Origin of the sequence: Paucibacter sp. KCTC 42545 (assembly GCF_001477625.1) — a bacterium.
Classification (GTDB): domain Bacteria; phylum Pseudomonadota; class Gammaproteobacteria; order Burkholderiales; family Burkholderiaceae_C; genus Paucibacter_A.
The window spans coordinates 741398-768146 of the sequence record NZ_CP013692.1 but is presented as its reverse complement, the minus strand read 5'-3'; the positions used below and the strand labels follow the sequence as shown (position 1 = coordinate 768146).

The window sequence follows — 26749 nt, the reverse complement described above, 5'->3', positions numbered from 1 at the left end:
ACAACTCCAGCGCAATGGCATTCCAGATTGGAACGCTGGCTCAACGCCGCCGCGGGCCGCCGGGTTGTCGAGACTTGCTTTCTCTTACAACTGTAAAGCGCGCAGGCTGGGCGCCTCGCAGGCCTGGGCAAACTCATCCGCCAGGCGCTGGCTCTCGGCAATGGCGCGCAGCCAGGCTTTGGCGCGCGCGGGCATATCGTCGCCGTAGCGCTGAAAGTCATTGCGATCCGGCAGCTTGGCATTGGGCAGGGTTGCGATCCAGGCCGGGTTAGGCGCCAGCAGCACGACGTTGTCCAGTGACGGCGTGGCGGCATGGCGCCGCTTCAAGGCCTTGTCCAGCCAACCCGGCACCACCTGCTGCTGGAAGTGCGGGTACAGCACCAAGCCTGCGCTTTGCTCATTAGCGGCCATGGCCGCGTAGTTGAGGTGCAGGTGATAGTCGGTGATGCCGCCGTCCCAGTAGGCACCGCGCGGGGCATCGGGGATGTCATGCACCGCCTGAAGCCAAAAAGGAATGGCGCAGCTGGCCAAGATGCTGGCCTGGAAGTTGGCTTGATTCAGCTCAACGGCATGACTGCGGAAGTCGTCCAGCGGCAGGGGCAGCGGCGTGCGCGGGTCAGAAAAAGCCACCCGCTCCAGCCACGAGCCCAGGTTGGGTCGTGAAATCAAATTGGCCGCGAACGCAGCTGTGTAGCCCAGCGGCGTGCGCCAGCGCCCTTCCCGGCTGAGCAGCTTGCGCCCGCGCGAGGCCAGCACATGCAGACGAAAGCGCGGGTGGCTGAGGGCCAGCTGTTCGCGCCCACCGAAGACCTGATCGAGGGTTTGCGCAAAACCCTGGCTGACCCAGGCAGCCGAAGGCATCTTGCCCTTTTTGGCACCCGGCTCATCCGCATAGCTTTGGTGCACATAGCCATGCGCCAGCTGGTCAAACTCATGTTTGACCTCGGCGGCATTGCGGGTCACGCAGGCCGTGGCCATGCGCCATGCACCGATGGAGGCACCCATCAAATGCACCGGCTGCTGGCTGCGCGCCAGCCAGTCGCCAAAGATGAACTGGTCCAGCGGCCCCAGGATCAGGCCCTTGGGCCCGCCAGCCGCCGCCGGCACGACCTGCACATCTTCGGGCCGCAGGCCGCGCTCGGCCAGACGGGCACGCGCACGCGGGCCAGCGAAGATCTGCAGAGCCGGGACGCTGCTGCTGCCGCCGCTCATGCTCAGAGCTTGTATTCCAGCACCGCGCCGTACTGGGTGCGGGAGCTGCGCTCGACGCCGATGCTGTTGTCCGCACCATTGACCAGGAGCGAGCGGGTATCCAGCGGCGCCAGGTTATTGGCCGAGACCCGCAGCGACAAGCTCTTGCTGAAGGTCCACTGCGCGAACATGTCCAAGGCGCGGCTATTGGACGCATCCAGCGACTGGCTGAGCGTCTGCTGCGTCAGATAGCCCGGCGTGTAGGCCAGCGACACGCCCATATTCAGCGGCAGGCTGCTCAGCCGGTAATCAAAACCGGCATTGGCGGACCAAGGCTGCTGACCGTCGAGGCGGTTATTGGCCATGGCAATCGCGTCCACATTGGAGTGGTAGACGCTGATATTGCCGCGCAGATTCAGCGCCAGCTTGGGGTCAAACAAGGCGGGCAGCAACTCGCCGGCGCGACCCTTGACTTCCAATTCCAAGCCCATCGTCTGGGCACGCGAGAAGTTCTGCGGCTGCGACACATAGCGCGGCAGCGGCGACCAATCCACGGTCTGCTGGGTTGTGACGTTACGAATCAGGTCGCTGATGCCGCGGTAGAAGCCGCCCACGCTGACCATGCCGCCGCCGGCCAGGTACTTTTCAAACGCGATGTCCAGGCCGGTGGCCAGTTCGGGCTTCAAGTTCGGGTTGCCAATGCGATCCGGGTTGAGCGGGTCGTTGGTCTGCGGATTGCCATTCGCATCCAACAAGGGCTTGACGCCACTGATGCTGGGCCGAGCCAGCAGTGCGTTCAAGTCGGGTGCCTTGTAGCTGCGCGTGACGCTGGCGCGGATCATGTCCTTGCCCTTGGGGTCCAGCTTGTAATTCAAGTGCCACAGCGGCGTCACCACGGTGCTGGTATTGCTGACCTGGCTGCCTTCACCGCTGCTGGTGGTTTGAATGCGCTCGGCGCGCAGGCCGATATAGGTGGACCATTGAGGCGACAGCTCCCACTCGTCCTGCACGAACAGGGCTTGGCGCTGGATGCGCGCACCAAAGGGCTGGCCTTCAATGCCGGGCTGCTGCGGCCGGCCGTTCTCGGTAATGCTGCGGGTCTCGTCGCGCTGACGCCATTCCAGGTCCCAGCCCACCGTCAGGCTGTGATCCTCACCCAGCAGCTGGCCGTATTTGCCACCCTGGATCACGCTCTGGTCGTGGCTTTCACCCAGATTGACACGCCACACCTGCGCCTCGGTGGCCGGGGCCACAACGCGGAAGCTGCGGTTGTTATTCGTGCCCTTGGAATCCTGCAAGGCCAGCTTCAACTCGATGCGCTGCGAGTCACTGAAGCGGTTGATCCACTGCGCATTGCCGCGCAGGTTCTGCCAAGTGCCACGGCTGAGCGAGTCGTCATCCACGCCTGGGAAGCCGCTGATCACCTCGTTTTGGAAGGTCATGCGATTGCGCCAATAGCCTTTTTGCACAAAGGCTTGCAGGGCCAGCGACTCTTCATCGCTGATGCGCCAGTTGACGCGCGGCGCCGAATTGAAGCCATGGCCCCAGTTGTCTTGCACACCGCGCTGAATGACTTCCGAAGGCTGGTCATTGCTACCGAGTGCCTTGCGGTTCGTGACCACATCGGTTTGCTGGCGCCACTCAAAGCCAGACAGCGGCACCGAGATCGACACATTGCCGATCTTCTCGCCGTAGGTGAAGGTGCCCGACGGCGTCGGCCGCACGGCGCTATAGCCCAGCCCCAAGCGCAGATCGCGTTGCGAAACGCGCGGCGCGTCCTTCAGGATGATGTTGATGGCGCCGGCCACGGCCTGGGCGCTTTGGTCAGCGGTCGGGCCTTTGGTGACCTCGATGCGCTCCACCTGGGCGGGATCCAGCTGATCCAGGGCAAAGCCCGGAGGCGCCGGGTCGCCGTTGATCAAGATCAGGGTGTAGCCCGAGCCCAGGCCGCGCATGCGCGGGGCGCCACCGGCGACCGACACGCCAGGCAGGCGCTTGAGCACATCGGCCACATTGGTGTCGCCGAACTTTTCCAGTTCTTCGCGGCCGTAAATCTGCTTGGCCACCGGCGCACGGCGGCGCAAATCGGTGTCGCTGCTTTGGCGCGAGATTTCAACCCGCTCCAGCTTGGCGCCAGGGCGAGCTTGCGGCTCGGCACCTGGCTGGGCTTCTTGGGCTTGCGCCAGGGTCACAGACAACAAAACACAGGCGGCGGCAATGGGCGACAGGGATTTCAAGAAACAGGCTCCGTGATCGCTGCGCAAGGCAGCTCAAAATTCGATGGCTGAACCATAGCGGAAGTCGCGGCGCGGTCTGCCACCTTTGCGACCAATGGTGGATTTGAGGGGGTCAGCAACCGGTGCCGACCCTGGCTGGGGCCGGCTGCCCGAAGCAACCCGCCCTCACCCCTTCATCCAAATAACACCCTAGGCCCGGATGCCACCGCTCAGCAGCCGGGCCGCAAGCGCCTGGCTTAGCGCTTGCCCTGCAGCTTAGCGAAGGCGGCCGCCATCGCATTGCCGCCTGCGGGCACAGACGCGGCCGGGGCCGAGCGCCCACCACCGCTACTGCGCTCGTTACGAGCGGCCGGGCGGTAGCTGTTGTCGGCCTTGCCGCCAGGGCTGCCGCTCTTTTGCACCGGTGAATCCAGCTTCATGGTCAGCGAGATGCGCTTGCGGGCCAGGTCCACCTCCAGCACGCGCACCTTGACGATGTCCCCGGTCTTGACCACTTCACGCGCATCGCTGACGAACTTATTGGCCAGCTGGCTGACGTGAATCAGGCCGTCCTGGTGCACGCCCAGGTCCACAAAAGCGCCGAACTGGGCGACGTTGGACACTGTGCCTTCCAGCACCATGCCTTCGACCAGATCCTTGATGTCGTCCACGCCTTCGCTGAAACGGGCCACTTTGAAGTCGGGGCGCGGGTCGCGGCCGGGCTTTTCCAGCTCGGCCAGGATGTCTTTGACCGTGATGGCACCGAACTTCTCGTCGGCAAAGGCCTCGGGCTTGAGGCTGCGGATCACATCGCTCTTGCCCATCACCTCGGCCGCCGGGCGTTGCAGCGCGGTCAGGATGCGCTCCACCACCGGATAGGTTTCGGGGTGCACGCCGGAGAAGTCCAGCGGGTTGTCGCCGCCGCGAATACGCAAGAAGCCGGCCGACTGCTCAAAAGTCTTAGGACCCAGGCCCGTCACATCCAACAGCTGCTTGCGGCTCTTGAACGCGCCGTTGGCATCGCGCCAGCGGACGATAGACGCGGCGACCGTGGCGCTCAGGCCCGAAACGCGCGATAGCAAGGGGGCCGAGGCGGTGTTGAGGTCCACACCCACCGAGTTGACACAGTCTTCCACCACCGCGTCCAGGGTCTTGGCCATCTCGCTCTGGTTGACATCATGCTGGTACTGGCCAACACCAATGCTCTTGGGGTCGATCTTCACAAGCTCGGCCAGCGGGTCTTGCAAGCGGCGGGCGATGGACACCGCGCCGCGCAGGGTCACGTCCAAATCGGGCAATTCCTTGGAGGCGAATTCCGAGGCGGAATAGATCGAGGCACCCGCCTCGCTGACCACCACTTTTTGAATCTCGGTGCCGGGTGCGAGCTGCTGGATGCGCTTGATCAAGTCAGCGGCCAGCTTGTCGGTTTCGCGACTGGCCGTGCCGTTGCCGATGGCGATCAGGTTCACGCCATGGGCCGCGCACAAGCGCGCCAGGGTGTGAATCGAGCCTTCCCAGTCCTTGCGCGGCTCATGCGGGAACACGGCGCAGGTGTCCAGCACCCGGCCGGTGTCGCTGACCACCGCTACCTTGACGCCGGTGCGAATGCCCGGGTCCAGGCCCATCACCACCCGCTTGCCGGCCGGCGCGGCCAGCAGCAGGTCACGCAGATTCTCGGCAAACACCTTGATGGCCACGGCCTCGGCCGACTCACGCAGGCGCGAGAACAAATCGCGCTCCAAGCTCATGCTGAGCTTGACCTTCCAGGTCCAGGCCACGCATTTGCGGATCAGCGCGTCGCTGGCGCGGTTGGCGTGGCTCCAGCCCAGATGGCGGGCGATGCGGCCTTCGGCCAAGCCTGGCTGGCCCGCCACCGTTTCTTCGTCCAGCACCAGCTTGGCGTCGAGAAACTCCAGCGTGCGGCCACGGAACACGGCCAAGGCACGGTGCGAGGGCACGGTCTTGATCGGCTCGTCGTAGTCGAAGTAGTCACGGAACTTGGAAATGTCCGGATTGTTCTCGTCCTTGCCTTCCATCAGCTTGGAGCGGAACAAGCCCTCCTCCCACAGCCACTCGCGCAGCTTGCCGATCAGCAAGGCGTCTTCGGCCCAGCGCTCGGACAGCAGATCGCGCACACCGTCCAGCACAGCGAAGGCATCGGCAAAACCAGCGTCGGCATTGATGAAGGCCTGCGCCTCGGCTTGCGGGTCCAGGCTCGGGTCGGCAAACAGCTTGTCGGCCAGCGGCTCCAGGCCGGCTTCGCGGGCGATCATGCCCTTGGTGCGGCGCTTGACCTTGTAGGGCAGGTAAAGGTCTTCCAGCTCCTGCTTGGTAGGGGCGGCTTCAATCAGGGCGCGCAGCTCAGGCGTGAGCTTGCCCTGCTCGTCGATGCTTTTGAGCACCGCGGCGCGGCGGTCTTCCAACTCGCGCAAATAGCCCAGGCGCGCTTCCAGATCGCGCAGCTGCGCGTCATCCAGGCCATCGGTCACTTCCTTGCGGTAGCGGGCGATGAAGGGCACGGTCGCACCTCCATCGAGCAATTCAACAGCGGCGTTGACTTGGGCCGGCCGAACACCCAGCTCGGCGGCAATTTGAAGCAGGATCTTGTCCAAAGCAGTCTGGAATCACATGAAAACGGGAAGCGGCGGAGTTTGCCACAGGCCGACCCGGCCGCCCGAGGCTGGGCAAGGAGGTCGTTCGAGCCAGCAGCTCAGAAAGCTCTACAGTAGGCTGATGCGAAATCAACGCCGCTTCAAACGCCACGACCTGGCCGCCCTGGCCAGCCAAGCCATGCTGGAGCGCGGGCTGGAACCCGAATTCCCGCCCGCCGTCGAACTCGAACTCAGCCGCTTGGCGGCGTCGCACCGCCGCCCGGCGGCCGATGCGCCGGAAGAACAGGGCTCAAAGATTGCCGATCTGCGCGCCCTGCCCTGGTGTTCGCTGGACAACGACGACTCGCTCGATCTCGATCAGCTCACCGCCTGCCAGCGCGAGGCTGGCGGCGGCCTGCGCCTCTTCGTGGCGGTGGCGGATGTGGACGCGCTGGTGCACCGGGATTCCGCCATTGACCGACACGCCCGCCACAACACTTGCTCGGTCTACACCTCGGCGCGCATTTTCCCGATGCTGCCCGAACGCCTGTCCACCGACCTCAGCTCGCTCAACCCGCAGCAAGACCGCCTGGCCCTGGTGACCGAGATGCTGATCGACGGCCAAGGCGATTTGCTGGACTCAAGGATTTACCGCGCCCGCGTGCGCAACCAGGCCAAGCTGGCCTACGACGCCACTTCCGCCTGGCTGCTGGGCGAGGCCGAGCTACCCGCCGCCGCTCAGGCCTGGCCCGGCATGGACGAGCAGCTGCGCCTGCAAGATGCGATGGCGCAAACCCTGCGCGCGCGCCGCCATGCCCACGGCTCACTCGAGTTCGAAACCTTGCAGCCGCGCGTCATCTTCGAGGGCGATCGGGTGGTGGATCTGCAGCAGCAGGAACAAAACCGCGCCCGCCAGCTAATCGAGGAATTCATGATCGCCACCAACGGCTGCTGCGCGCGCTTTCTGGCCAGCCATGGCGGCGCCTCGCTGCGCCGCGTGGTGCGCTCACCCGAGCGCTGGGCTCGCATCCGGGAAGAGGCGAACAAATATGGCGAGCAGCTGCCCAGCTCGCCCGACGCGAATGCGCTGGAAGGCTTTCTGGCCCGGCGCCGCCGCGCCGACCCGCTGCGCTTCCCCGATCTGTCCCTGATCATCATCAAGCTGATGGGCTCGGGGGAATATGTGGTGGAGCGCCCGGGCCGCGAGCCCATCGGGCATTTCGGCTTGGCCGAACGCGAGTACACCCATGCCACCGCGCCCAACCGGCGCTATCCCGACCTGATCAGCCAGCGCATGGTCAAAGCCCTGCTGGCCGGCCGCCCCGCGCCCTACAGCCCGGCCGAGCTGGAAGACCTGGCCCTGCACTGCACCCAGCAAGAAGACGCCGCCCGCAAGGTGGAACGGCGCATGCGCAAGTCAGAAGCCGCGCTATTCCTGGAGCCGCGCCTGGGCGAGGTGTTCTCGGCCCTGGTCACCGGTCACGGCGCCTCGGGCATCTGGGTGCGCCTGCTGACGCCGCCGGTGGAAGGCATGCTGGTGGGCCACGCGCCCGAGCTGCGCCTGGGTCAGCGCTTGCGGGTGCGCCTCGTGGGCTGCAATATCGAGCGCGGCTTCATCGACTTCGAGTATGTGCAGGGCTAGGGATGCACTGCCGCCATTGCGGCAAGTGAGCACTCTGGCCCAGCCGGCCCCACCGACTCAAGCGCGAGCGAATGCCGCCGCGCCCTCGCCCGCCACTGCGCCGCTGGCCATGCTGGCGGTCAGCAGATAGCCGCCGGTCGGCGCCTCCCAGTCCAGCATCTCGCCGGCGCAAAACACGCCCGGCAAGGCCTTGAGCATCAGGCGCTCATCCAGCTCTTCCAATCGCACGCCGCCGGCGGTGCTGATGGCTTCGGCCACCGGGCGGGTGGCGCGCAGCGTCAGCGGCAGGCGCTTGAGGGTGCGGGCCAGATGCACGGGGTCGTTGTACTCTTCCTTGCTCAAGACTTCATGCAGCAGGCCGGCCTTCAGGCCTTCGATGCCCAAACGGCTCTTCAGATGGGTGGACAGCGAGCGCGGGCCCCGTGGGCGCGCCACTTCGGCGGCGACAAAATCTTCGCTGCGGTCGGGCAGCAAATCAAGATGAACGGTGGCCGAACCGAATTCGGCAATCTCCTCGCGCAAAAGGCTGGACGCGGCATAAACCAGCGAGCCTTCAATGCCGCTGGCCGTCACCACGAACTCACCCTGGCGCGCAAACTGCCGGCCACCCTGGCCCTGGAAATGCAAGGCCACCGGCTTGATCGGCAGGCCGGCGAACTTGCTGGCGAACAGCGCGCTCCAGCCCGGCTCTTCCGCGCCAGCGCGGCGTGGGCCCAAATCAAAACCGCAGTTGGCGGCACGCAGTGGCGCCACGCCCACGGCGCGGGCGCTCAGCAGCGGCAGCCAAGCTGCGTCAGAGCCCAGCTGCGGCCATGAGGCCCCGCCCAGCGCCAGCACCAGCACATCGGCGCGCACCAGACGCTCCTGCCCATCGGCATTCAAAAAACGCAGGCTCTGGCCATCAGCCGCCCAACCCTGCCAGCGCTGGCGCATCGAAAAGCGCACGCCAGCTTCGCGCAGGCGATGCAGCCAGGCGCGCAAAAGCGGCGCGGCCTTCAGGCTGACCGGGAAGACCCGGCCCGAGCTGCCGACAAAGGTTTCCACCCCCAGCTTGGCCGCCCAGCCGCGCAGGCCGGGGCCGTCTAGCTTGTCCAGCCAGCGGGCTACTTCGGGTGCGCGCTCGGCGAAACGCTGGTCGAACACCGGGCGGTCTTCGGAGTGGGTCAGGTTCAGCCCACCCTTGCCGGCCAGCAGGAATTTGCGCCCCACCGAGGGCATGGCATCGAAGAGCTCGACATCCAAGCCCGCGGCGCGCAGGCGCTCGGCCGCCATCAGTCCGGCAGGGCCGCCGCCGATGACGATGGCGGATTTGGTGGGGGCTGGCTGGGACATCTGGCGCTTTCTGGCTGGGGCATGGGGGGCTGCGAGTGTGCCAGATTCGCCCCGCCCCGGCTCAAGAAGCTTTCAACAAGGCTTTGATTTGCTCGCCGAGCTCGGGCTTGTCGATGAAGGGGCTGGTCGGATTGCGCAGCTGCATCACGTCTTCCAGCCGGGTCTGCACGCCGGCCAGCACCTTGGGGTGGCTGAAGATATAGAACTGCTGCTCATCCACCGCCGCAAACACCATGGCCGCCACTTCCGCCGCAGTGACCTTGCCGGAGGAAACTGCCTTGTCGCTCATGGCTTGCGACACCAGCTGGCTCTTAGTCGGCTTGGTCGCCGCAAACTCGCCCGGGCGGTTGCGGTGGCTTTGCGAAATGCCGGTGGGCACAAAGAAGGGGCACAGCACGGCGGCATGCACCTGGCTGCTGACGAGGGCCAGGTCTTGATAGAGCGTTTCGCTCAGCGACACAACGGCATGCTTGCTGACGTTGTACACACCCATATTCGGCGCATTGACCATGCCGGCCATCGAGGCGGTGTTGACGATATGGCCTTCATAAGCCGGGTCGGCCGCGGCGGCCTCCAGCATCATGGGCGTGAACAGGCGCACGCCGTGCACCACACCCATCAGATTCACGCCCAGCACCCACTCCCAGTCGGCCAGGGTGTTTTCCCACACCAAGCCACCCGAGCCGACGCCGGCATTGTTGAAGACGAAATGCGGGGCGCCGAAACGCTGCTTGACGGCGGCAGCCAAGGCTTCCATCTCGGCCGCCTTGCTGACATCCACCCGCTGCACCAGCATGGGCCGGCCTTCAAACTCAGCCGCCGCGGCCTCCAGGGCATCGGCCTGCACATCGCACAGCACCAAATTCATGCCGCGCGCCGCAGCAATACGCGCCACTTCCAGGCCGAAGCCCGAGGCAGCGCCGGTGATCACGGCCGTTTGGCCTGAGCAGTTCTTCATAGTCATCCTTGGCCCCTCAGGGCAAACGCATGTCGATATGGGCAATACCGTCTTCGTCGTACACATCAGAGATCGGCACAAAGCCGAAGCCGGCGTAAAAGCGCTGCAGATGGGCTTGCGCACTCAGCACCAGGGCTAAGCCCGGCCAGAGGCGCCGGCCCTCGGCCACGGCCTGGCTCATCAGCTGCTGGCCCTGGCCTTGGCCGCGCGCCTCGGGCGCCGTCAGCACACGGCCAATGGCCGGCTCGGTCTGCTCGGGGCCTTTAAGCCCCGGCGGCAGCAGCCGGGCATAGGCCTGCAATTCACCGGCCTCATTGAGGCCGCGCAAATGCCAGGCCTGCAGGTCAAGCCCGTCCGGGTCCAGATAAACGCACTGCTGCTCCAGCACAAACACTCGCGCACGCAGCGCCAGGATTTGGTAGAGCTGCGGTGCGCTGAGTGCAGTTAGACGCTCACAGTGCCAGGTCAGTTCCGCCATCACACCAGCTTGACCAACTGCTTGCCGAAGTTGCGGCCCTTGAGCAAGCCCAGGAAGGCTTCCGGCGCGCTGGCAATACCTTCGGCCAGCGATTCGCGGTACTTCAAGCGGCCGGTGGCCACCAGGCCGCCCAGCTCCTTGAGCGCTTCGGGCCAGACGTCCATGTGCTCGCTGACGATGAAGCCTTCCACCTTCATGCGGTTGACCAGGATCAGCTGCGGCGCGGCCATCGGAATGGGCTCGCCGTTGTAGCCGGCGATCATGCCGCACATGGCAATACGGCTGAAGGCATTGGCGCGCAGCATCACCGTGTCCAGAATCATGCCGCCGACGTTTTCAAAATAGCCGTCCACGCCCTTGGGGCAGGCTGCCTTCAGTGCGGCATTCAGCGACTTCACATCGGGGTGCTGCTTGTAGTCGATGCATTCATCGAAGCCGAGCTCTTCCACCACATAGCGGCATTTGTCTGCACCACCGGCCAGGCCCACTGCGCGTGCACCGCGTGCCTTGGCCAGTTGGCCCACCACGCCACCTACGGCGCCGCTGGCGGCACTCACCACCACGGTTTCACCGGCCTTGGGGTTGATGATCTTCACCAGGCCGTACCAGCCGGTCACGCCGGGCATGCCGACGGCGCCCAGGTAGGCGGACAAGGGGATGTGTGTCGTGTCCACCTTTTGCAAGACGCCGCGCTGGGCCGCGTCGACGACGAAATACTCTTGCCAGCCGCCCATGCCCACCACCTTGTCGCCCACGGCGAAGGCGCTGTTCTTGCTGGCCACCACCTCACCGGCGGTGCCGCCCAGCATCACCGCGTCCAGCGGCTGGGGGTCGGCATAGCTCTTGCCGTCATTCATGCGGCCGCGCATATAGGGGTCGAGGCTGAGGAAGTGGTTGCGCACCAGCACCTGGCCTTCGGCCAGCTCGGGCACAGGTGTCTCCACCAGGCGGAAATTGGCGGCACTGGGCTCGCCGCTCGGGCGCGAGGCCAGCACGATCTGGCGGTTGATGGCTTGGCTCATGGGGCGTTCTCCTGCTTCTTGGGTTTGTGGGGAAAGAATGCGGCTGATTGAACCACGAGCTGAATGCGGCTGGCGTCCCTTCAGCGACAAGGGCACGAGCCGGGCGCCTAGGCTGGCGATCCCCAGCTATGTCCTTTCCAAGCAACCCTTAAAGAAACGCCGCGCTCGGTCGATAGAAATGGGTTTGACACAGTTTTAGCGGCTTGCGATGAGGCCCAAGTAATGGCGAAATACGGGGTGAAGACCGGTCCAAAAGGGTCTGCCATCGCCGTCAAGCCATGCCTAGAATGGCCTGGGCTCAGCGGCATCAAGGCCGCTGCTGAGCTCGCCACCTGCTCACTCGCCGACTCGCTCCGACCTTTCAGCTCACGCTGAACCACGACCGCCCCAGTACCCAGGAGGACAGCATGCGTTTATCTGACTACCGACTCTCGACCCAGCTGATCGGTGCCTTTGTGATCGTCACCACCGTGATGGCTTTGGTCGGCCTGTTTGCGGTGCTGCAGATGGGCCGCATCAACGATGCCGACACCCTGCTTTATGAGCGCGAGCTGGTGGGGCTCTCGCTGGTCAAGGAAGCGAAAACAGATATCGCCCTGGCCGGGCGCGCGGTGCGCGCCGCCTTGTTGGCGCCCTCGATGGACGCACGCAAACAGGCGCAGGAACAGGTGCAAAAGGCGGTAAAGGAAGCCAAAAGCAATATCGACAAAGCCGTGCCGCTGTTCTGGACCGAAAAGGGCAAGGAGCAAATGCGCCAGCTTCAGTCTGAATGGGCCGGCTATGAAGCGGTCATTGTCAAACTCGAAAAGCTGACTTTGAGCGCACCCCTGGTGGACGCGACCGATGCCTCAGACTATCTGTTCGGCGATGCCGCCAAACAAACCGGCCGCATACAAGAACTGATGTCGACCCTGAGCTCCACCAAAGAAGCAGTGGCCAAGCAAACCTCCGACGACAACGACGCCATCTACGACAGCAGCCGCAATATCTCCGTCTTGCTGATCGCGCTGGGCATGGGCCTAGGCATTGGCCTGGGCTGGTTCATCAGCCGCCAGGTGACCGTGCCCTTGGCGCGCGCCGCCGAAGTGGCCGGCGCCATGAGCGGCGGCGATATGAGCATTGCCCTGCATGCCGAGGGCCGCAACGAAACCAGCCAACTGCTGCAAGCCCTCGAAGGCATGCGCCTGCGCCTGCGCGACATCGTGGCCACCGTGCGCTCCAATGCCGAGAACGTGGCCACCGGCAGTGGCGAAATTGCCCAGGGCAATGCCGACCTGAGCCAACGCACCGAAGAGCAAGCCAGCGCGCTGGAACAAACCGCCGCCACCATGGACCAACTCAGCTCCACCGTGCGCAATAACGCCGACAACGCCAAGCAAGCCAATCAGCTCGCCCTGAATGCATCGCAAGTGGCCACACGCGGCGGCCATGTGGTGGGCGAGGTGGTGGAGACGATGAAGGGCATCAATGACAGCTCCAAGCGCATCTCCGACATCATCTCGGTGATCGACGGCATTGCCTTCCAGACCAATATCCTGGCCCTGAACGCCGCCGTCGAGGCCGCCCGCGCGGGCGAGCAAGGGCGCGGTTTCGCGGTGGTGGCCTCCGAAGTGCGCAGCCTGGCGCAGCGCAGCGCGGAAGCGGCGAAAGAGATCAAGAACTTGATCAATGCCAGCGTCGAGCGGGTCGAGCAAGGCACGGTGTTGGTGGACAAGGCCGGTGAAACCATGACCGAGATCGTCGGCTCGATCAAGCGAGTGACCGATATCGTCGGCGAGATCAGCGCCTCCAGCACCGAGCAAAGCCTGGGCATCTCACAAGTCGGCGAGGCCATCACCCAGATGGACAAGGTGACCCAGCAAAACGCCGCTCTGGTGGAGGAAAGCGCCGCCGCCGCAGAGAGCTTGCGCCAGCAGGCCGATCAACTGGTGGGGGCGGTGGCCTTCTTCAAGACCCGCTGAGCAGGCTGTCTGAATCGGCCGAACTCAATCGGCCAAGTTCAGTCGGCCGATGATGAATCCGCCGAATCCTGCGCCTTACGCTGCAAAGCCTTCAAGGCCCTGCCCTGACCCGGCAGGGCCTTGATGTATTTGAAGGTGGCGGTGGCATGGGCGCAGAGCCGGCCGTCCGCCGTGAAGATGGAGCCCTCGCAAAAGGCCAAGGTGGCCGAGCTGTGCAAGAGCTTGCCCACGGCCCGCAACTCGCCCTCGCCCGGGCGCATGAAGGAGGTCTTCATCTCCACCGTGACCACGCCCGGCCCCATGCCGGGTTGATCCATGTGCACGCTGCGCGCGGCATGCGCCATCGCTACATCCAGCATGGTCATCAAAAGCCCGCCGTGCGCCACGGCAAATGAGTTGTGATGTTTCTCGCTCAGGTCAACCCGCAACTCCGCCGCGCCGCCGCCCAGGGCGTGCAAGCTCAGACCCAAGTCCTCGACGAAGGGGATGTGCACCGGGAAGGGCAGCGGGCCAGACTCCGCTGACTTCACGGGATTGCTGTCGGCCTCGCTCATGCGCCGTGCACCGCGCTGACGCCACCGTCCACCGCCAGGATCTGGCCGGTGATGTGCTTGCCTGCGGCGGAGGCGAACATGAGCGCAGCGCCCTTGAGGTCTTCGTCATCGCCGATGCGGCGCAGCGGCGCATGGGCCGCGAGATTTTCTTCGCCCAGCGCGGCCAGCAAGCCCTTGGTCATCTTGCTGGGGAAAAAGCCCGGCGCCAAGGCATTGACGGTGATGCCAAACTCGCCCCACTCCCCCGCCAGCGCGCGGGTGAAGTTGACCACCGCGCCCTTGCTGGTGTTGTAGGCAATCGTCTTCATCGCGCTGGGGTTGCCGCTCAGGCCGGCGATGGAGGCCACATTGATGATGCGGCCATGGCGGCGCGGAATCATGCTCAGCTTGGCCACCGCTTGCGCCATCACAAAGAGGCTGCGCACATTGAGGTTCATCACCTTGTCCCAAGCCTCGATCGGATGGTCCTCAGCGGGCGCACCCCAGGTGGCGCCGGCGTTGTTGATGAGGATGTCAATCTGGCCCAGGCGCTCCAGCGTTTCGTTGACCACGCGCTGTGCCTCGGCGGCGTCGGACACATCGGCGGCGATCCAGCGGGCGTCGATACCGCGATCTTGCAAATGCGCCACGGCCTGCTCCAGATCGGCCGCCTTGCGCGAGCACAGCATGATCTTGGCGCCGGCCTCACCCAGGCTTTCGGCGATTTGCAGCCCCAGGCCGCGTGAACCACCGGTGACCAAGGCCACCTGGCCGGTCAAATCAAAAAGGCTTTGCACCGTGCGGGCTGTCGTCATGCGGAACACTCCAAAAAAGATTAAACGTCGTCAGTGAATTTGTTGACTCAATCGGCCTTGAGCCGCGAACGCAGCCAGATCAGCAGCACGCCAACCGCCGCGCCCAGCGCGCCGCCCACCATCAAAGCAAGGCCAAAGCTCTGGCCCATTTGCTCATCAATGCCCTGGCGCAGCACGAACAAGCCCAGCACAAAGGCTAGGCTGCCGAGGTAGATGAAGATCCACACCAGGCGCTCGATCCAGGCAATGGCCTTGGGGCTCATCGCTCAAGCCTTGCGCTGCTGCGCTGCGTGCTTGCCGCAGGCTCAGAACCACTCATCTTGCATCTCCCGGCACAGCGCTTCGCGCCGTGCCACCACGCCCAGCCAGGCGTCGATCTTGGGCAACTCATAGGCAAAGAAATAGCGCGCGGCGCTGCGCTTGCCTCGCGCAAACTCCTCATCGCGCTCGCCCAAATGGCACACCACATCCAGCCACAGCCAAGCCAGCACCAGATGGCCAAAGGCCTGCAGATACGGTGTGGCGTTGGCCAGCGCTTCCTCGGGCTGTCCCGTTGACCAGGCCTTCTTTGTGGCCCCGCCGACTTGGCCCAGGGCCGCGGCGAGCTGGTTGCCCAGCGCCGCCAGGCTCGGCTCCTGCAAGGCTTGCTGCACGCTGGTGTTGATGCGCCCGGCAAGTGCCAGCAAGGCCTGCCCCCCATCCATGGTCACCTTGCGGCCCAGCAAGTCCAGGCCCTGAATGCCGTGCGTGCCCTCGTGAATCATATTGAGGCGGTTGTCGCGCCAATACTGCTCAACGGGGAAGTCACGCGTGTAGCCATAGCCGCCCAGCACCTGGATGGCCAGGGAGTTGGCCTCCACACACCACTCGCTGGGCCAGCTCTTGACGATGGGCGTCAGCACCTCCAGCAGCAAGCGCGCTTCTTTCGCTGCCTCCGGTGTGCCGGTGTGCTGCTCGTCCACCAAGCGGGCGCAGAACAGAGCCAGGGCCAGGCCGCCCTCCACATAGCTCTTCTGCGCCAGCAGCATGCGCTTCACATCAGCGTGCTCAATGATGGGGCGCTGCGGCTGGCTGGCATCTTTGCCGGTGGCGGTGAGCGCGCGGCCTTGCGGGCGTTGGCGCGCGTAAGCCAGGCTGGCCTCATAGCCGGCGTAACCCAGCATCACGGCGCCCAAGCCCACGCCGATGCGGGCCTCGTTCATCATGTGGAACATGCACTTCAGGCCCTCGCCGGGCTGGCCCACCAGATAGCCGATGGCACCGGCTGCGCCGCCGGGCGTAAAGCGCCCCTCGCCAAAGTTCAGCAAGCAATTGCTGGTGCCGCGAAAACCCAGCTTGTGATTCAGCCCGGCCAGGGCCACATCGTTGCGCTCGCCGGTCAACTCGGCTTCGGCGTTGACCAAATGCTTGGGCACGATGAACAAAGAGATGCCGCGCGCGCCGGCGATCAGCCGGCCCTCGGCATCCGGGATCTTGGCCAGCACCAAATGGATGATGTTCTCACCCAGCTCATGCTCGCCGGCCGAGATCCACATCTTGTTGCCCTTGAGGCGGTAGCGCGGCCCGAGCGGGTCTACGGCAAAGTCAGCGCCATCCGGCGTGGCGCGGGTGACGATGTCAGAAAGGCTTGAGCCCGCCTGCGGCTCGCTCAAGCACATGGTGCCAAACCAGCGCCCGGCCAACTCCTGCCGAGCAAAGACTTCGCGCTGCATCGGCGTGCCATGGGCCAGCAACAAATTGGCATTGCCGCTGGTGAGCATGGCGTAAGCGCCCATGGCCACACTGGCCTTGCTGAAAAAGGCGTTGGCCGCCATCTCAACCACGCAAGGCAGCTGCATGCCGCCCCAGTCATAGTCTTGCGAGGCCGCCAACATGCCCGACTCAGCATAAGCGCGCACCGCCTGCGCGGTGGGCTCGGGCAGATGCACCCGCTCGCCGTCGAAGCGGGGTTCCTCCACATCGCTGAGGCGGTTGAAGGGTGCGAACTTCTCGGCGGCGATGCGCTCGCAGCTGTCCAACACCGCGCCAAAGGTCTCGGCCGAATGCTCAGCGAAGCGCTCGCGCGAGCTCAGGTCTTGCGCGTGCAGCCAGTCGCTCAGCAGAAAGTCCAGGGTTTGGCGCATGCTCATGGTCAGAGCACCTCGAACACGCCCGCCGCGCCCATGCCGCCGCCGATGCACATGGTGACGCACACCAGCTTGGCGCCGCGCCGCTTGCCTTCGATCAGCGCGTGGCCGGTCAGGCGTTGGCCCGACACGCCGTAGGGGTGGCCCACCGCAATCGCGCCGCCATTGACGTTGAGGCGGTCCAGCGGAATACCCAGCGTGTCGGCGCAATACAGCACCTGCACGGCAAAGGCTTCGTTGAGTTCCCACAGGTCGATATCGGCCACCGTCAGACCCAAGCGCTTCAAGACCTTGGGCACGGCGAAGACCGGGCCAATGCCCATCTCATCGGGCTCGCAGCCGGCCACGGCAAAGCCCAGGAAGCGGCCCAGGGGCTGCAGGCCATGGCTTTGGGCGTAGCTCTCGCTGGTGAGCACGCAAGCACCCGCGCCATCGGAGAACTGGCTGGCATTGCCGGCGGTGATCAGGCCGCCGGGCAAGGCCGAGCGCAGGCCTTGAATGGCCTCCACCGTCGTGCCTTCGCGCAAGCCCTCGTCGGCGCTAACGGTGACTTCACGCGTCGTCAGGCCCAGGGTCTTGTCGGCCACACCCATGGTCACGGTGATGGGGGCCAGCTCGGCATTGAAGTAACCGGCTGCTTGAGCGGCGCATGCGCGTTGCTGGCTTTGCGCGCCGTAGGCGTCCATACGCTCGCGGCTGATCTGGTAGCGCTTGGCCACCTGCTCGGCGGTTTGCAACATATTCCAGTAGATCTCCGGCTTGGCCCCCCGCAAGGCCGGGTCGGTGATCATGTGGCGGTTGGCTTCGTTTTGCACGCAGGAGATGCTCTCCACCCCGCCGGCCACATACACATCACCCTCACCGGCAATGATGCGCTGCGCGGCCATGGCGATGGTTTGCAGGCCACTGGAACAAAAACGGTTGATGGTGACGCCGCTGACGCTGATCGGCAGGCCAGCGCGCAGGGCGATCTGGCGCGCGATATTGCTGCCGGTGGCGCCCTCGGGGGTGGCGCAGCCCATCAGCACGTCTTCGATGCTGTCGGGGGCGATGCCGGCGCGCTCAACGGCGGCCTTGACCGCGTGGCCACCCAGGGTGGCGCCGTGGGTCATATTGAAAGCGCCCTTCCAGCTCTTGGCCAGGGGGGTGCGGGCAGTGGAAACGATGACGGCTTTGCTCATGATCTGTTCTCGTCTCTATTGAATCAGGAGAAGGATTTGCCTTCGGCCACCAAGCGGGCCAGCAGGGGGGCGGGTTGCCAGAACTCGGCATCGTCCAGCGGATTCTTGGCGAAGCGCTGCATGGTCTGCACGACGTTGAACAAGCCCACCGTGTCGGCATAGCACATCGGGCCGCCGCGCCACAGCGGGAAGCCGTAGCCGGTCAGGTAGACCATATCCACATCCGAGGCGCGCTGGGCAATGCCCTCTTCCAGCAAATGGGCGGCTTCGTTGACCAGGGAATAGACCAGGCGGTGCACGATCTCTTCATCGCTGATCTGGCGCGGCGTGATGCCCAGCGCGGCGCGGTGCTTGTCCAGCATCTCGGCCACCACGGCCGAAGGCAGCGCGTCGCGCTTGCCCGGCGCATAGTCATACCAGCCCGCACCGGTCTTCTGGCCGTAACGGCCCAGCTCGCACAGCAGGTCGGCGCTCTTGGAATAGCGCAGATTGGGCTTCTCTTGATAGCGGCGCTTGCGGATGGCCCAGCCGATGTCGTTGCCGGCCAGGTCGCCCATGCGGAAGGGGCCCATGGCGAAGCCGAACTTCTCCGCCGCGCGGTCCACCTGCGCAGGCGAGCAGCCCTCGTCCAGCAAGAAGCCGGCTTGGCGGCTGTATTGCTCGATCATGCGGTTGCCGATGAAGCCGTCGCACACGCCAGACACCACCGCCGTCTTGCGAATCTTCTTGGCCAGAGCCATCACGGTGGCCAGCACATCCTTGGCCGTGTGCGCGCCGCGCACCACTTCCAGCAGCTTCATCACATTGGCCGGGCTGAAGAAGTGCATGCCAACCACGTCCTGCGGGCGCTGGGTAAAGCTGGCGATTTTGTTGACGTCCAGCGTCGAAGTGTTGGAGGCCAGGATGGCGCCGGGCTTCATCACCGCGTCCAACTGTTTGAACACCGACTCTTTGACACCGATTTCCTCGAACACGGCTTCAATCACCAGATCGGCATCGCCGATCTCGGCATAGCTCAGCGTGGTGCTCAGCAAGGCCATGCGCTGCTGGTACTTGTCTTCCTTGAGCTTGCCTTTTTTGACCTGCGCTTCGTAGTTCTTCTTGATCGTGGCCACGCCGCGGTCCAACGCCTCCTGCTTGGTCTCCAAGATGGTGACCGGGATGCCGGCGTTGAGGAAGTTCATGCTGATGCCGCCGCCCATGGTGCCGGCGCCAATGACGGCCACTTTGGCGATATTGCGAGTCGGCGTGCTCTCGGGCACATCGGCAATCTTGCTGGCGGCGCGCTCGGCAAAGAAGGCGTGGCGCAAGGCCTTGGACTCGGGCGTCATCATCAGCGCGGCAAAGCCTTCGCGCTCGGCCTTGATGCCTTCGTCAAAAGGCTTGCTGACGGCAGCCGCCACCGCCTCCAGGCAGCGCAGCGGCGCGGGAAAGTTTTTGCTCATGCCGCCCACCATATTGCGGGCGAACTGGAAGTAGGCCTCGGGGTTGGCGTGGCGGGCTTTGAGGTCACGCACGCGCGGCAGGGGGCGCACTTGCGCCACCTCGGCGGCCAGCGCCAATGCCTCTTCCATCAGGTCGCCGCTGGCGACACGGTCAAACAATTTTTGGCCTGGCACCTGGGCCAGCAGCTCGGCATTGACCGGCTCGCCGCTGACGATCATGTTCAGCGCCGGCTCCACGCCCAGCGCGCGCGGCAGACGTTGCGTGCCGCCTGCGCCGGGCAACAAGCCCAGCTTCACTTCGGGCAAAGCCACCTTGGTGCCGGGCGCCACCACGCGGTAATGGCAACCCAGGGCCAGCTCCAAGCCACCGCCCATGCACACGCTGTGAATGGCGGCCACGACCGGCTTGCTGCAGGCTTCCACCACGCCAATCAGGTCCAGCAGATTGGGTGCGGCCATGGCCAGCGGCGAGCCGAATTCCTTGATGTCTGCACCGCCCGAAAAGGCCTTGCCCGCGCCGGTGATCACCACCGCCTGCACATGGGCATCGCTCTCGGCTTGGCCGATGGCCGCAGCAGCCGCCTTGCGGGTGGCAAACCCTAGGCCGTTGACGGGCGGGTTGCTGAGGGTGATGACGGCGATATTGCCGCGGACTTCGTAGGTGGCTGTCATACAGAAAATCCTCTGTTCGTTAGCAAAAATAGAACGCTCGTTCGATTCTAGGCAGCAAAGCCAACAATTCGATGTCCCTGCAGTGACAATGGTGCATGAGCACAGCCAAGCCGGAACGCGCGCCCAAGCCCACGGACATGCCAACGCAAAAGCCCAAGCAGCGCCGCAGCAGCATCGCCCGCCACTGGCAGGCCAGCGATGCGCGTGCCCTCAGCCAGCTGGCCGTGCAGGCCACGCTGGGCGTCACCGAGATGGTGGAAGGCGTGCACCAGTCCGTTTGGCGGCGTCTGGGTCTAGCGAAACCGGAGCAGCCCCAAGCCAGCGGCATCAGCGGCCTGGTGTTTCGCAGCGTTAAGGGCGGCACCAAGTTGGTGGGCCTTGGCCTAGACATGATGTTGCGCGGCCTGGAACCTTGGTTGGTGCAGTCGCTGGCGGGCCCCGTCAGTTCCCCCGAGCGCGAGGCTGTGCTGGCCGCCCTGAACGGCGTGATGGGCGACCACCTACAAGCCAGCAGCAATACCCTGGCTACCCCCATGAGCTTGCGCTGGCAGGGTCAGGTCTTGCAGGAAGCGCCGCAAAGCTGGCCGGCCGCTGCAGCGGTGCAAGGCAAGGTTCTGCTGCTGCTGCACGGCCTGTGCATGAATGATTTGCAATGGCGCCCGCCGGGCGACAAGCAGCTTCACGGCGGCCATGCCCAGGCGCTTTGCGATGCGGGCGGCATGACGCCGGTTTTCCTGCGCTACAACTCCGGCCTGCACATTTCGCAGAACGGGCATTTGCTGGCCTCGCAACTGGAGTTGCTGTGCCGGCGCTGGCCGCGCGCCATCGACGAATTGCAAGTGCTGGCCCACAGCATGGGCGGCCTCTTGCTGCGCAGCGCCTACCAAAGCGCCTTGAGCCAGGGCATGCTGTGGCCGGCACGGCTGAGCCGGGTCTACTTCTTGGGCACGCCCCACCACGGCGCGCCGCTGGAGCGGGCCGGCAATTGGATCGATGTGTTGCTGGGCAGCAGCAGCCACTCCGCCCCCTTCGCCAAGCTGGGCCAATTGCGCAGCGCCGGCATCACCGATCTGCGCTACGGCAATCTGCTCGACTCCGACTGGCACGGCCAAGAGCGCTTCGCCCGCCGCCCCGATCAGCGCGAACACCTGCCCCTCCCCGCCCGCGTGGACTGCTTCGCCATTGCTGCCACGACTGCGGCCAAACGCAGCCCACTGGCCGAGCGTTTGATTGGCGACGGCCTTGTGCCCCTGTCCAGCGCCCTGGGCGAACACGAGGACCCGGCACGCTGCCTGCACTTCGCGCCTGAGCGGCAATGGATCGCCTTCCGCACCGGCCATCTGGCCTTGCTGCATGACCCAGCAGTAACCAAGCAGTTGCTGCTCTGGCAAGGCTGAGTGCGCTGCGGCTAACGCCGCGACTGCACTGCTTGCCTAGGCGGATCGTGGTTTGCAAACGTGGCGCTTAAGCCGCGCGTCGGTCACCAGAGAGCTTGATGAACACGCGCAACCTGAGCACATGAGCGCCCTCGGCACCAAAACCGTAGCAACGCAGAACTCAGACAAGATCGCGAAGTTGCTCGAGTTGCCGTAGCGACTTCAATGCAGACAGGTTTGCCGCACCATTTTTGGGGACGAGGGGCATGGCCCAGAACTCCCCCCATTGGTGCGATGGACGAATCACTCAGGCGAATCTCCAATGCACAAAGCCGTCTACCTATGGGTTGCTACCGAGCAGTTCACCCGGAAATGGAGCTCAGAATCGGGGCGAGGTTTTCCCTGTTTTTTGATACGGTTGTTTCGCACAGCAAATGCCACACAAATTCAAGCTGCAAGCCGCCCGCAGGCTAATCACATCGGACATGTTATGGAGACAGGGTGCCAAGTTATGCGGCACTGTTGTCTCCACAAATCCAAGTTAGGTTTCACATGCGCTCTCGCTACAAACGGGTTTGTGTCATAGCGGCTCTGAGTGCATCTTGCGGTTCAGGCTGGGCTCAAGACATTCCATGTAAGTTCGTTCTAGGGTATGCAGAACCAAAGCCCGGCTGGTTCACGGTTACCGGAGATGCCAAGCTCAAAGTCAAAGGGGGAAGGATCGTCGCGGATCTTTACGACGACCGACTAGGGGGCCAAAAGTCACACACCATTTCACTACGGCTTCACGGAAAGAATGCATCGGGAACCATGGTCAATTTATTCAGTGATGAGGGCCGAAACTCAGCAAGCGGAAGCTACGAGTCTCGCGAGTACAGAGATGGAAGAGGAAAGAATCTTGTGCGCAGTCTTGTGGTTCAGAACGCCTTCATGTTTGCAGCGGTAACTTGCTATGCAAAGATTGAAACCTAACCGGTCGCTCGAGCGGACCTACGCCAGCTGGCCGCGCTACGCTGCCTGGATATTCTCAGCTCCGCGGCCAGCCGGCTCCGGCCCCTCAGCTTCAACGTTAGGCGTCACCAAAGACATCGAGATCGCCGGTCTTCGTGCTTCCGGCCGACTTGGTCGGCTCACCCGAAATAGCCTACCCGCAATAGAACTACTCTCACGTACATCAAGGCAGACAAAGAATGCAGAACGAGCAACCTGTGGTGGTCGTGGATATCCAGATGAAGTTCTGGTCCATGGTCATTTTCTTGATTAAGCTAGCCTTCGCGTCAATTCCCGCGGCCATCGTGTTGACCCTCGTATTGACAGGACTCCCACTTCTTCTTCGGCAAGCTCTCGTGTTCGTTAGCTAGCACGAGATTCCCGCACTGCTGAGATTGTCAACAATACTGCCCGCTCGTCCTCGCCAAGCATCGCCAGCCTGCCACCAAGGTGACGCCTAATTCCTCGTTGAACTACCGGACCCGCTACGGTGGTCCGGTTAACTCGAAGGTTAGACATCACTTGGCTACACCGCTACTCGCGAGAGGCTGTTTTAGCATTCTCGACGACAAGGTTGGCGGAAAGCAGAAACTTGTGGGCTGGAAGTATTCTTCGAAAATTGAATTGATGAGCAAACTGAAGTTACTGCTGACCCTGGTGTTGATGGCCATCGTTGTAGCCGATTTACTTGTGGCTATGTTCTTGACCTATACAACTTGGAGGCGCCCACTTGATGGACACAAGACCAAAGACAAGCAGTGGTTGATCTCAACGATTGGCAAGCGAACCTACTACGCAATCGTCGGATTCTTTGCAGTTCAGCCTGCCTTCCTTCTCTTCTATAAGTACGCGTAACTGTAGAGCGAAGGTTGAACTCAACCAAGATTGAAATTGCGATGCCTAACTGGTCGCTCGAATGGACCTCCGCCAGCTGGCCGCGCTACGCTGCCTGTATATTTTTAGCTCCGCGAGGCTAGCTCGCTGCGACCCCTCAGCTCGAACGTCTAGCCCGCAACTCCGGAGATCATCATGAAAATCGTCAGTGCTATCGCCTTGGTTGCAAACCTGCTTCCTGGCGTTTCGGTGTTTGCGCAAGATGCGGCGTCTGTGGGTCAGGCGCAATTGGCGGCTACTCGCTGGGTGGCGCTTGCGGATTCCGGGCAATTTGCAGCGAGTTGGGACCAAGCTGCTGATCCATTTCAAACCGCGATTGCCAAGCCCAAATGGGAAAGCGCAATGCAAGCTATCCGGGTTCCGCTCGGTACGGTCAAATCACGGACATTGAAGTCAGCCGTATTCGCTACTTCGCTCCCAGGCGCGCCGGACGGTGAATACGTCGTCGTTCAATTTGATACGAGGTTCGAGAACAAGGCTGCCGCAATCGAAACCGTGACACCCATGAAGGGCAAGGACGGTACTTGGCGAGTATCCGGCTATTTCATCAAGTAGCGGGCTAACTAGTCACTCGAGTGCACCTCCGCCAGCTCGAACGTGATAGCGCAGGCCATTTCCCACACCCCGCATCGGCACCATTCAAATTTGGCATTAGGTCGCTGCAATGGCATTCGAATTCAAGAAGGGCACAGGGCGTGAGGACGTTCTGCTGATCACGCGGCCAGATGGCTCCACAGAGACTGTTGTTTGCCCCAAGCAAGGCATCATTCCGCATGAAATGGTGCATTACGCAGTGGAGTCCGTATTGAACCGGAACGGCTTCTTGGCGAAGGTGGTCCAGGGTGAAGTGCCTGGCTACACCATGTCGCCATCCGACGAAGCTGAAAGCGTTGAGCGCCTGGTCGAAGCGATGCAGGCGGATGGCTGGTCGGGCTGGACCACCGATCCTGCGGCCATATTGGACATGTACGCAGTGAGTTGCGATGCCCGTGCGTCCAAGCCCTTGCCGCTGCACGTGGGGGAGATCGCAGAGATCCGTGAATTCATCTTGACGCTCACCGCCCAGTGGTCGGAAGTCGGGCCAGGGCAATCACTCAAGCTTCCAGGCTGGTGAATCCCGCAAACTTGGCCACCGCTCGCTCAACAAGGCTGGCAGGGGCCGGGCAACTTGTAGACCTCATTTCATTTTCGCCCCCCGGCATCCTGTCGCCTTGGGCCGCATCGCTAGAACCTTAGGCGTCAAAAAGCCATGACCACTTCCACTTCCGCGTCCGTTTCGCCAGCTCAGTCGTCAAGCACTGGCTTGGCCTTTCTTGCTGCTTGCGGCGCGGGCGTCCTGTGGGGCACTGGCGCGCTGATCGTGAACCTGCTGGTCGAGAAGCATGGGTTCACACCGGCCAATATCTCGTTCTGGCGTTTTCTTGTGGGTGCCGTGGTGCTGCTGGCTGTTTTCGGCAGGCAAATCTCTTGGGGCAGGCTGCGCCCGCTGCTGGGAACCGTGCTGATGGCGGGCATCGCCATGGCGGGTTATGTGCTGCTGTGGTTTCTCGGCATTGAGCAAATGGGGGCGGCCGTGCCGACTTTGATTGCGCTTTGCCTGCCGCCGGTGATCGTCACGGTAATCGCGGTCGCTCGTGGACAGGAACGCGCCGACCTCCAACTCCTGCTGGTGCTTGTGGGCGCGATCGTCGGCACGGTGCTCATCGTCATCCAGCATGGCCCTCACGCAAGCAGCAGTGGCTCGGCCAATGACGCGGCACTCGGCGTCGTCTTTTCCATTGGCTCAGCACTTCTCTACGCCGGCTTCTCCACGATCAGCGGACGAATATCTGTGGCGCTCGGTGCTGGTCCTGCCACTGCTTGCCTGACCGTGGTGGCTGCCGCTGCCATGGGCTTGTTTGGCTTGTATCGCCCGCTTACGTGGCCAAGCGATGTGCCGCCACAGGCTTGGTTTCTCTACCTGGGCGTTGTAACCGCAGCACTTGCCCTGCTTGCCTTCAGCTGGGGCGCTGCACGCTTGAAGCCTACGGCCTTGACCGTTGCGACCCTGCTCGAACCGCTGACCGCCGTCGTTTTATCGACCGTGCTGCTCGGCCAGCAGCTCGGCGTCACTCAGTGGTTCGGTGGCGTGCTGCTTTTGCTCAGCATCTTCGTGCTGGGTATGCGTGCGGCGGGCAAGGCGCCGACACACTGATTGCGAAGCGCGGACTCAAGCGAGCTTGCAGCGCCCCGACGGGCTCAACCGTCGGCTAAAGCGAACCTCTGGGCATGGACGGCTCGAACATCTGAAACGTATTGCGCCCTGCTTTCTTTGCCTCGTACATGGCGGCGTCAGCAGCGGGGCACAGGTCATCAAAGCCTTGGTGCCCTTCATTCATCAAGGTAGCGCCAATGCTGACCGTGCTTGTGTACTGAACCTCACCCAGCAGATAGGGCTGGGCGAGACACTCCAATATCTTCTCGGCAATGGCGCGCGTTTTCTGCGCTGCGTCTGCGGCATCGGTACCGAGGTTTTCCAACATCACCACAAACTCGTCACCTGAAATTCGCGCCACCGTGTCGACCTCTCTGACTGCCGACCTTAGGCGCGAGGCAATTTCCTTCAGTAACAAGTCCCCCACTTCGTGACCGTGCTGGTCATTGACGGCTTTGAAATTGTCAGCATCCAGAAACAAGAGCGCGCCGATTTGATGAGTTCTCTTGGCGTTGTGCAGGGCCTGGCTGACGCGGTCGATGAGCAGGCGGCGGTTGGGGAGTTGGGTCAAGGCATCGGTCATCGCCATGAGGTGCAAGCTGGCGTTCAGTTGCTCCAGCTGCGCCTTTTGGGCGGACAACTCGAGGTTCAGTCGCTTCAGCTCTTCCTCTTGTTGCCGCCGGGCGTGGACGTTGTAAGTGACGCCGATCAAGTGCTTGGCTCCCGGGTGGCCCGCTCGCTCGATGATTTTTCCGCTGTTGGCGTACCAAACCCAAGCGCCCGACTTCGCCTTAATCCTGAATTCGCATTGGTATTTGGGCGTCTTGCCGCTCGCGTGCTCATTGAGCGCGTGTTTCATCCGGTCGACATCCTCGGGGTGAACGATGGCGAAGATGTTGTCCATGACGTCGCCCACCTCTTGCGCGGTGTAGCCGAGTTCTGCATAGACCTTGGTGGCATTTCGGGTGACCCGGCCGCTGACGAGCTCGTTTTCCCAAACGTCCAAGTCAGCCGCATCCATGACCACCTGTAGGAATTGTTCCCGTGGCATCTTCATGGGTTGTGTTCCCTTTGCAATGTCATGGCGCTCATTCTCAAAAGAGAAAGTCAACTGCACAAAGCAAAGTATGGC

The 26749-nt window shown here is 63.5% G+C and carries 21 protein-coding genes; 7 read left to right on the top strand and 14 right to left on the bottom strand.

What is annotated here, in order from left to right:
- Positions 1-84: 84 nt before the first annotated feature.
- The 3 genes from AT984_RS03325 to AT984_RS03315 all read right to left on the bottom strand — a co-directional run bounded on the left by AT984_RS03325 (position 85) and on the right by AT984_RS03315 (position 6019).
- Positions 85-1212, bottom strand: coding sequence for a hypothetical protein (locus tag AT984_RS03325; RefSeq protein ID WP_058718898.1), 1128 nt, complete (start codon positions 1210-1212; stop codon positions 85-87).
- A gap of 2 nt (positions 1213-1214) precedes the next feature.
- Positions 1215-3428 carry a TonB-dependent receptor plug domain-containing protein gene (locus tag AT984_RS03320; RefSeq protein ID WP_058718897.1) on the bottom strand — a complete coding sequence of 738 codons (2214 nt, stop codon included), beginning with the start codon at positions 3426-3428 and terminating at the stop codon, positions 1215-1217.
- A 236-nt stretch (positions 3429-3664) separates the two neighbouring features.
- The gene (locus tag AT984_RS03315; protein ID WP_058718896.1) at positions 3665-6019 is read right to left on the bottom strand and encodes a Tex family protein; all 2355 of its coding nucleotides are present in this window, start codon (positions 6017-6019) and stop codon (positions 3665-3667) included.
- 121 nt (positions 6020-6140) lie between these two features.
- Between AT984_RS03315 and AT984_RS03310 the strand changes: the two genes are divergently transcribed.
- On the top strand, positions 6141-7640 hold the full coding sequence (locus AT984_RS03310) for an RNB domain-containing ribonuclease (protein WP_058718895.1): 1500 nt from the start codon (positions 6141-6143) through the stop codon (positions 7638-7640).
- A gap of 57 nt (positions 7641-7697) precedes the next feature.
- Here the strand turns inward: AT984_RS03310 and AT984_RS03305 are convergent, their stop codons facing one another.
- The 4 genes from AT984_RS03305 to AT984_RS03290 form a co-directional block, all read right to left on the bottom strand.
- Positions 7698-8972 carry an NAD(P)/FAD-dependent oxidoreductase gene (locus tag AT984_RS03305; RefSeq protein WP_058718894.1) on the bottom strand — a complete coding sequence of 425 codons (1275 nt, stop codon included), beginning with the start codon at positions 8970-8972 and terminating at the stop codon, positions 7698-7700.
- A 61-nt stretch (positions 8973-9033) separates the two neighbouring features.
- Positions 9034-9930 carry an SDR family oxidoreductase gene (locus tag AT984_RS03300; protein ID WP_058718893.1) on the bottom strand — a complete coding sequence of 299 codons (897 nt, stop codon included), beginning with the start codon at positions 9928-9930 and terminating at the stop codon, positions 9034-9036.
- A 16-nt stretch (positions 9931-9946) separates the two neighbouring features.
- Entirely contained in the window at positions 9947-10408 is a 462-nt protein-coding gene (locus AT984_RS03295; RefSeq protein WP_058718892.1) for a GNAT family N-acetyltransferase, read from the bottom strand.
- Complete coding sequence (locus AT984_RS03290) at positions 10408-11430, bottom strand: NADP-dependent oxidoreductase (protein WP_058718891.1); 1023 nt, start codon at positions 11428-11430, stop codon at positions 10408-10410. The genes AT984_RS03295 and AT984_RS03290 overlap by 1 nt, the downstream gene beginning before the upstream one ends.
- A gap of 407 nt (positions 11431-11837) precedes the next feature.
- Here AT984_RS03290 and AT984_RS23765 point away from each other — a divergent pair, with 407 nt between their 5' ends.
- On the top strand, positions 11838-13391 hold the full coding sequence (locus AT984_RS23765) for a methyl-accepting chemotaxis protein (RefSeq protein ID WP_058718890.1): 1554 nt from the start codon (positions 11838-11840) through the stop codon (positions 13389-13391).
- A 38-nt stretch (positions 13392-13429) separates the two neighbouring features.
- Here AT984_RS23765 and AT984_RS03280 read toward each other — a convergent pair whose 3' ends face one another.
- From AT984_RS03280 to AT984_RS03255, 6 genes are read right to left on the bottom strand one after another with little or no spacing between them, the layout of a single operon-like run.
- Positions 13430-13945 carry a PaaI family thioesterase gene (locus tag AT984_RS03280; protein WP_058718889.1) on the bottom strand — a complete coding sequence of 172 codons (516 nt, stop codon included), beginning with the start codon at positions 13943-13945 and terminating at the stop codon, positions 13430-13432.
- On the bottom strand, positions 13942-14739 hold the full coding sequence (locus tag AT984_RS03275; RefSeq protein ID WP_058718888.1) for an SDR family oxidoreductase: 798 nt from the start codon (positions 14737-14739) through the stop codon (positions 13942-13944). The genes AT984_RS03280 and AT984_RS03275 overlap by 4 nt, the downstream gene beginning before the upstream one ends.
- A gap of 47 nt (positions 14740-14786) precedes the next feature.
- Positions 14787-15002 (bottom strand): hypothetical protein, encoded by a 216-nt coding sequence (locus AT984_RS03270; protein ID WP_058718887.1) that lies wholly within the window; start codon positions 15000-15002, stop codon positions 14787-14789.
- Positions 15003-15044: 42 nt separating this feature from the next.
- Positions 15045-16868 carry an acyl-CoA dehydrogenase gene (locus tag AT984_RS03265; RefSeq protein ID WP_058718886.1) on the bottom strand — a complete coding sequence of 608 codons (1824 nt, stop codon included), beginning with the start codon at positions 16866-16868 and terminating at the stop codon, positions 15045-15047.
- Positions 16869-16870: 2 nt separating this feature from the next.
- Entirely contained in the window at positions 16871-18046 is a 1176-nt protein-coding gene (locus tag AT984_RS03260; RefSeq protein ID WP_058718885.1) for an acetyl-CoA C-acyltransferase, read from the bottom strand.
- A 23-nt stretch (positions 18047-18069) separates the two neighbouring features.
- Entirely contained in the window at positions 18070-20163 is a 2094-nt protein-coding gene (locus AT984_RS03255) for a 3-hydroxyacyl-CoA dehydrogenase NAD-binding domain-containing protein (protein ID WP_058718884.1), read from the bottom strand.
- A 95-nt stretch (positions 20164-20258) separates the two neighbouring features.
- Here AT984_RS03255 and AT984_RS03250 point away from each other — a divergent pair, with 95 nt between their 5' ends.
- The 5 genes from AT984_RS03250 to AT984_RS03230 all read left to right on the top strand — a co-directional run bounded on the left by AT984_RS03250 (position 20259) and on the right by AT984_RS03230 (position 25617).
- Complete coding sequence (locus AT984_RS03250) at positions 20259-21560, top strand: esterase/lipase family protein (protein ID WP_231741508.1); 1302 nt, start codon at positions 20259-20261, stop codon at positions 21558-21560.
- A 1596-nt stretch (positions 21561-23156) separates the two neighbouring features.
- Entirely contained in the window at positions 23157-23384 is a 228-nt protein-coding gene (locus AT984_RS23390) for a hypothetical protein (RefSeq protein WP_058718883.1), read from the top strand.
- Positions 23385-23558: 174 nt separating this feature from the next.
- A complete protein-coding gene (locus AT984_RS03240) occupies positions 23559-23978 on the top strand; it encodes a DUF4019 domain-containing protein (RefSeq protein WP_058718882.1) in 420 nt (139 codons plus the stop codon).
- A gap of 109 nt (positions 23979-24087) precedes the next feature.
- Positions 24088-24537 (top strand): hypothetical protein, encoded by a 450-nt coding sequence (locus AT984_RS03235; RefSeq protein WP_058718881.1) that lies wholly within the window; start codon positions 24088-24090, stop codon positions 24535-24537.
- 135 nt (positions 24538-24672) lie between these two features.
- The gene (locus AT984_RS03230; protein WP_058718880.1) at positions 24673-25617 is read left to right on the top strand and encodes a DMT family transporter; all 945 of its coding nucleotides are present in this window, start codon (positions 24673-24675) and stop codon (positions 25615-25617) included.
- A 55-nt stretch (positions 25618-25672) separates the two neighbouring features.
- Here the strand turns inward: AT984_RS03230 and AT984_RS03225 are convergent, their stop codons facing one another.
- Entirely contained in the window at positions 25673-26674 is a 1002-nt protein-coding gene (locus AT984_RS03225) for a sensor domain-containing diguanylate cyclase (RefSeq protein ID WP_058718879.1), read from the bottom strand.
- Between the last annotated feature and the right edge of the window lie 75 nt (positions 26675-26749).

What these genes read in the sequence shown, in the direction of transcription:
- AT984_RS03325 (WP_058718898.1), bottom strand. Translation starts at nt 1,212, where the DNA reads ATGAGCGGCGGCAGCAGCAGCGTCCCGGCTCTGCAGATCTTCGCTGGC.
- AT984_RS03310 (WP_058718895.1), top strand. Translation starts at nt 6,141, where the DNA reads ATGCGAAATCAACGCCGCTTCAAACGCCACGACCTGGCCGCCCTGGCC.
- AT984_RS03305 (WP_058718894.1), bottom strand. Translation starts at nt 8,972, where the DNA reads ATGTCCCAGCCAGCCCCCACCAAATCCGCCATCGTCATCGGCGGCGGC.
- AT984_RS03300 (WP_058718893.1), bottom strand. Translation starts at nt 9,930, where the DNA reads ATGAAGAACTGCTCAGGCCAAACGGCCGTGATCACCGGCGCTGCCTCG.
- AT984_RS03295 (WP_058718892.1), bottom strand. Translation starts at nt 10,408, where the DNA reads ATGGCGGAACTGACCTGGCACTGTGAGCGTCTAACTGCACTCAGCGCA.
- AT984_RS03290 (WP_058718891.1), bottom strand. Translation starts at nt 11,430, where the DNA reads ATGAGCCAAGCCATCAACCGCCAGATCGTGCTGGCCTCGCGCCCGAGC.
- AT984_RS23765 (WP_058718890.1), top strand. Translation starts at nt 11,838, where the DNA reads ATGCGTTTATCTGACTACCGACTCTCGACCCAGCTGATCGGTGCCTTT.
- AT984_RS03280 (WP_058718889.1), bottom strand. Translation starts at nt 13,945, where the DNA reads ATGAGCGAGGCCGACAGCAATCCCGTGAAGTCAGCGGAGTCTGGCCCG.
- AT984_RS03275 (WP_058718888.1), bottom strand. Translation starts at nt 14,739, where the DNA reads ATGACGACAGCCCGCACGGTGCAAAGCCTTTTTGATTTGACCGGCCAG.
- AT984_RS03270 (WP_058718887.1), bottom strand. Translation starts at nt 15,002, where the DNA reads ATGAGCCCCAAGGCCATTGCCTGGATCGAGCGCCTGGTGTGGATCTTC.
- AT984_RS03265 (WP_058718886.1), bottom strand. Translation starts at nt 16,868, where the DNA reads ATGAGCATGCGCCAAACCCTGGACTTTCTGCTGAGCGACTGGCTGCAC.
- AT984_RS03260 (WP_058718885.1), bottom strand. Translation starts at nt 18,046, where the DNA reads ATGAGCAAAGCCGTCATCGTTTCCACTGCCCGCACCCCCCTGGCCAAG.
- AT984_RS03255 (WP_058718884.1), bottom strand. Translation starts at nt 20,163, where the DNA reads ATGACAGCCACCTACGAAGTCCGCGGCAATATCGCCGTCATCACCCTC.
- AT984_RS03250 (WP_231741508.1), top strand. Translation starts at nt 20,259, where the DNA reads ATGAGCACAGCCAAGCCGGAACGCGCGCCCAAGCCCACGGACATGCCA.
- AT984_RS23390 (WP_058718883.1), top strand. Translation starts at nt 23,157, where the DNA reads ATGAGCAAACTGAAGTTACTGCTGACCCTGGTGTTGATGGCCATCGTT.
- AT984_RS03240 (WP_058718882.1), top strand. Translation starts at nt 23,559, where the DNA reads ATGAAAATCGTCAGTGCTATCGCCTTGGTTGCAAACCTGCTTCCTGGC.
- AT984_RS03235 (WP_058718881.1), top strand. Translation starts at nt 24,088, where the DNA reads ATGGCATTCGAATTCAAGAAGGGCACAGGGCGTGAGGACGTTCTGCTG.
- AT984_RS03230 (WP_058718880.1), top strand. Translation starts at nt 24,673, where the DNA reads ATGACCACTTCCACTTCCGCGTCCGTTTCGCCAGCTCAGTCGTCAAGC.
- AT984_RS03225 (WP_058718879.1), bottom strand. Translation starts at nt 26,674, where the DNA reads ATGAAGATGCCACGGGAACAATTCCTACAGGTGGTCATGGATGCGGCT.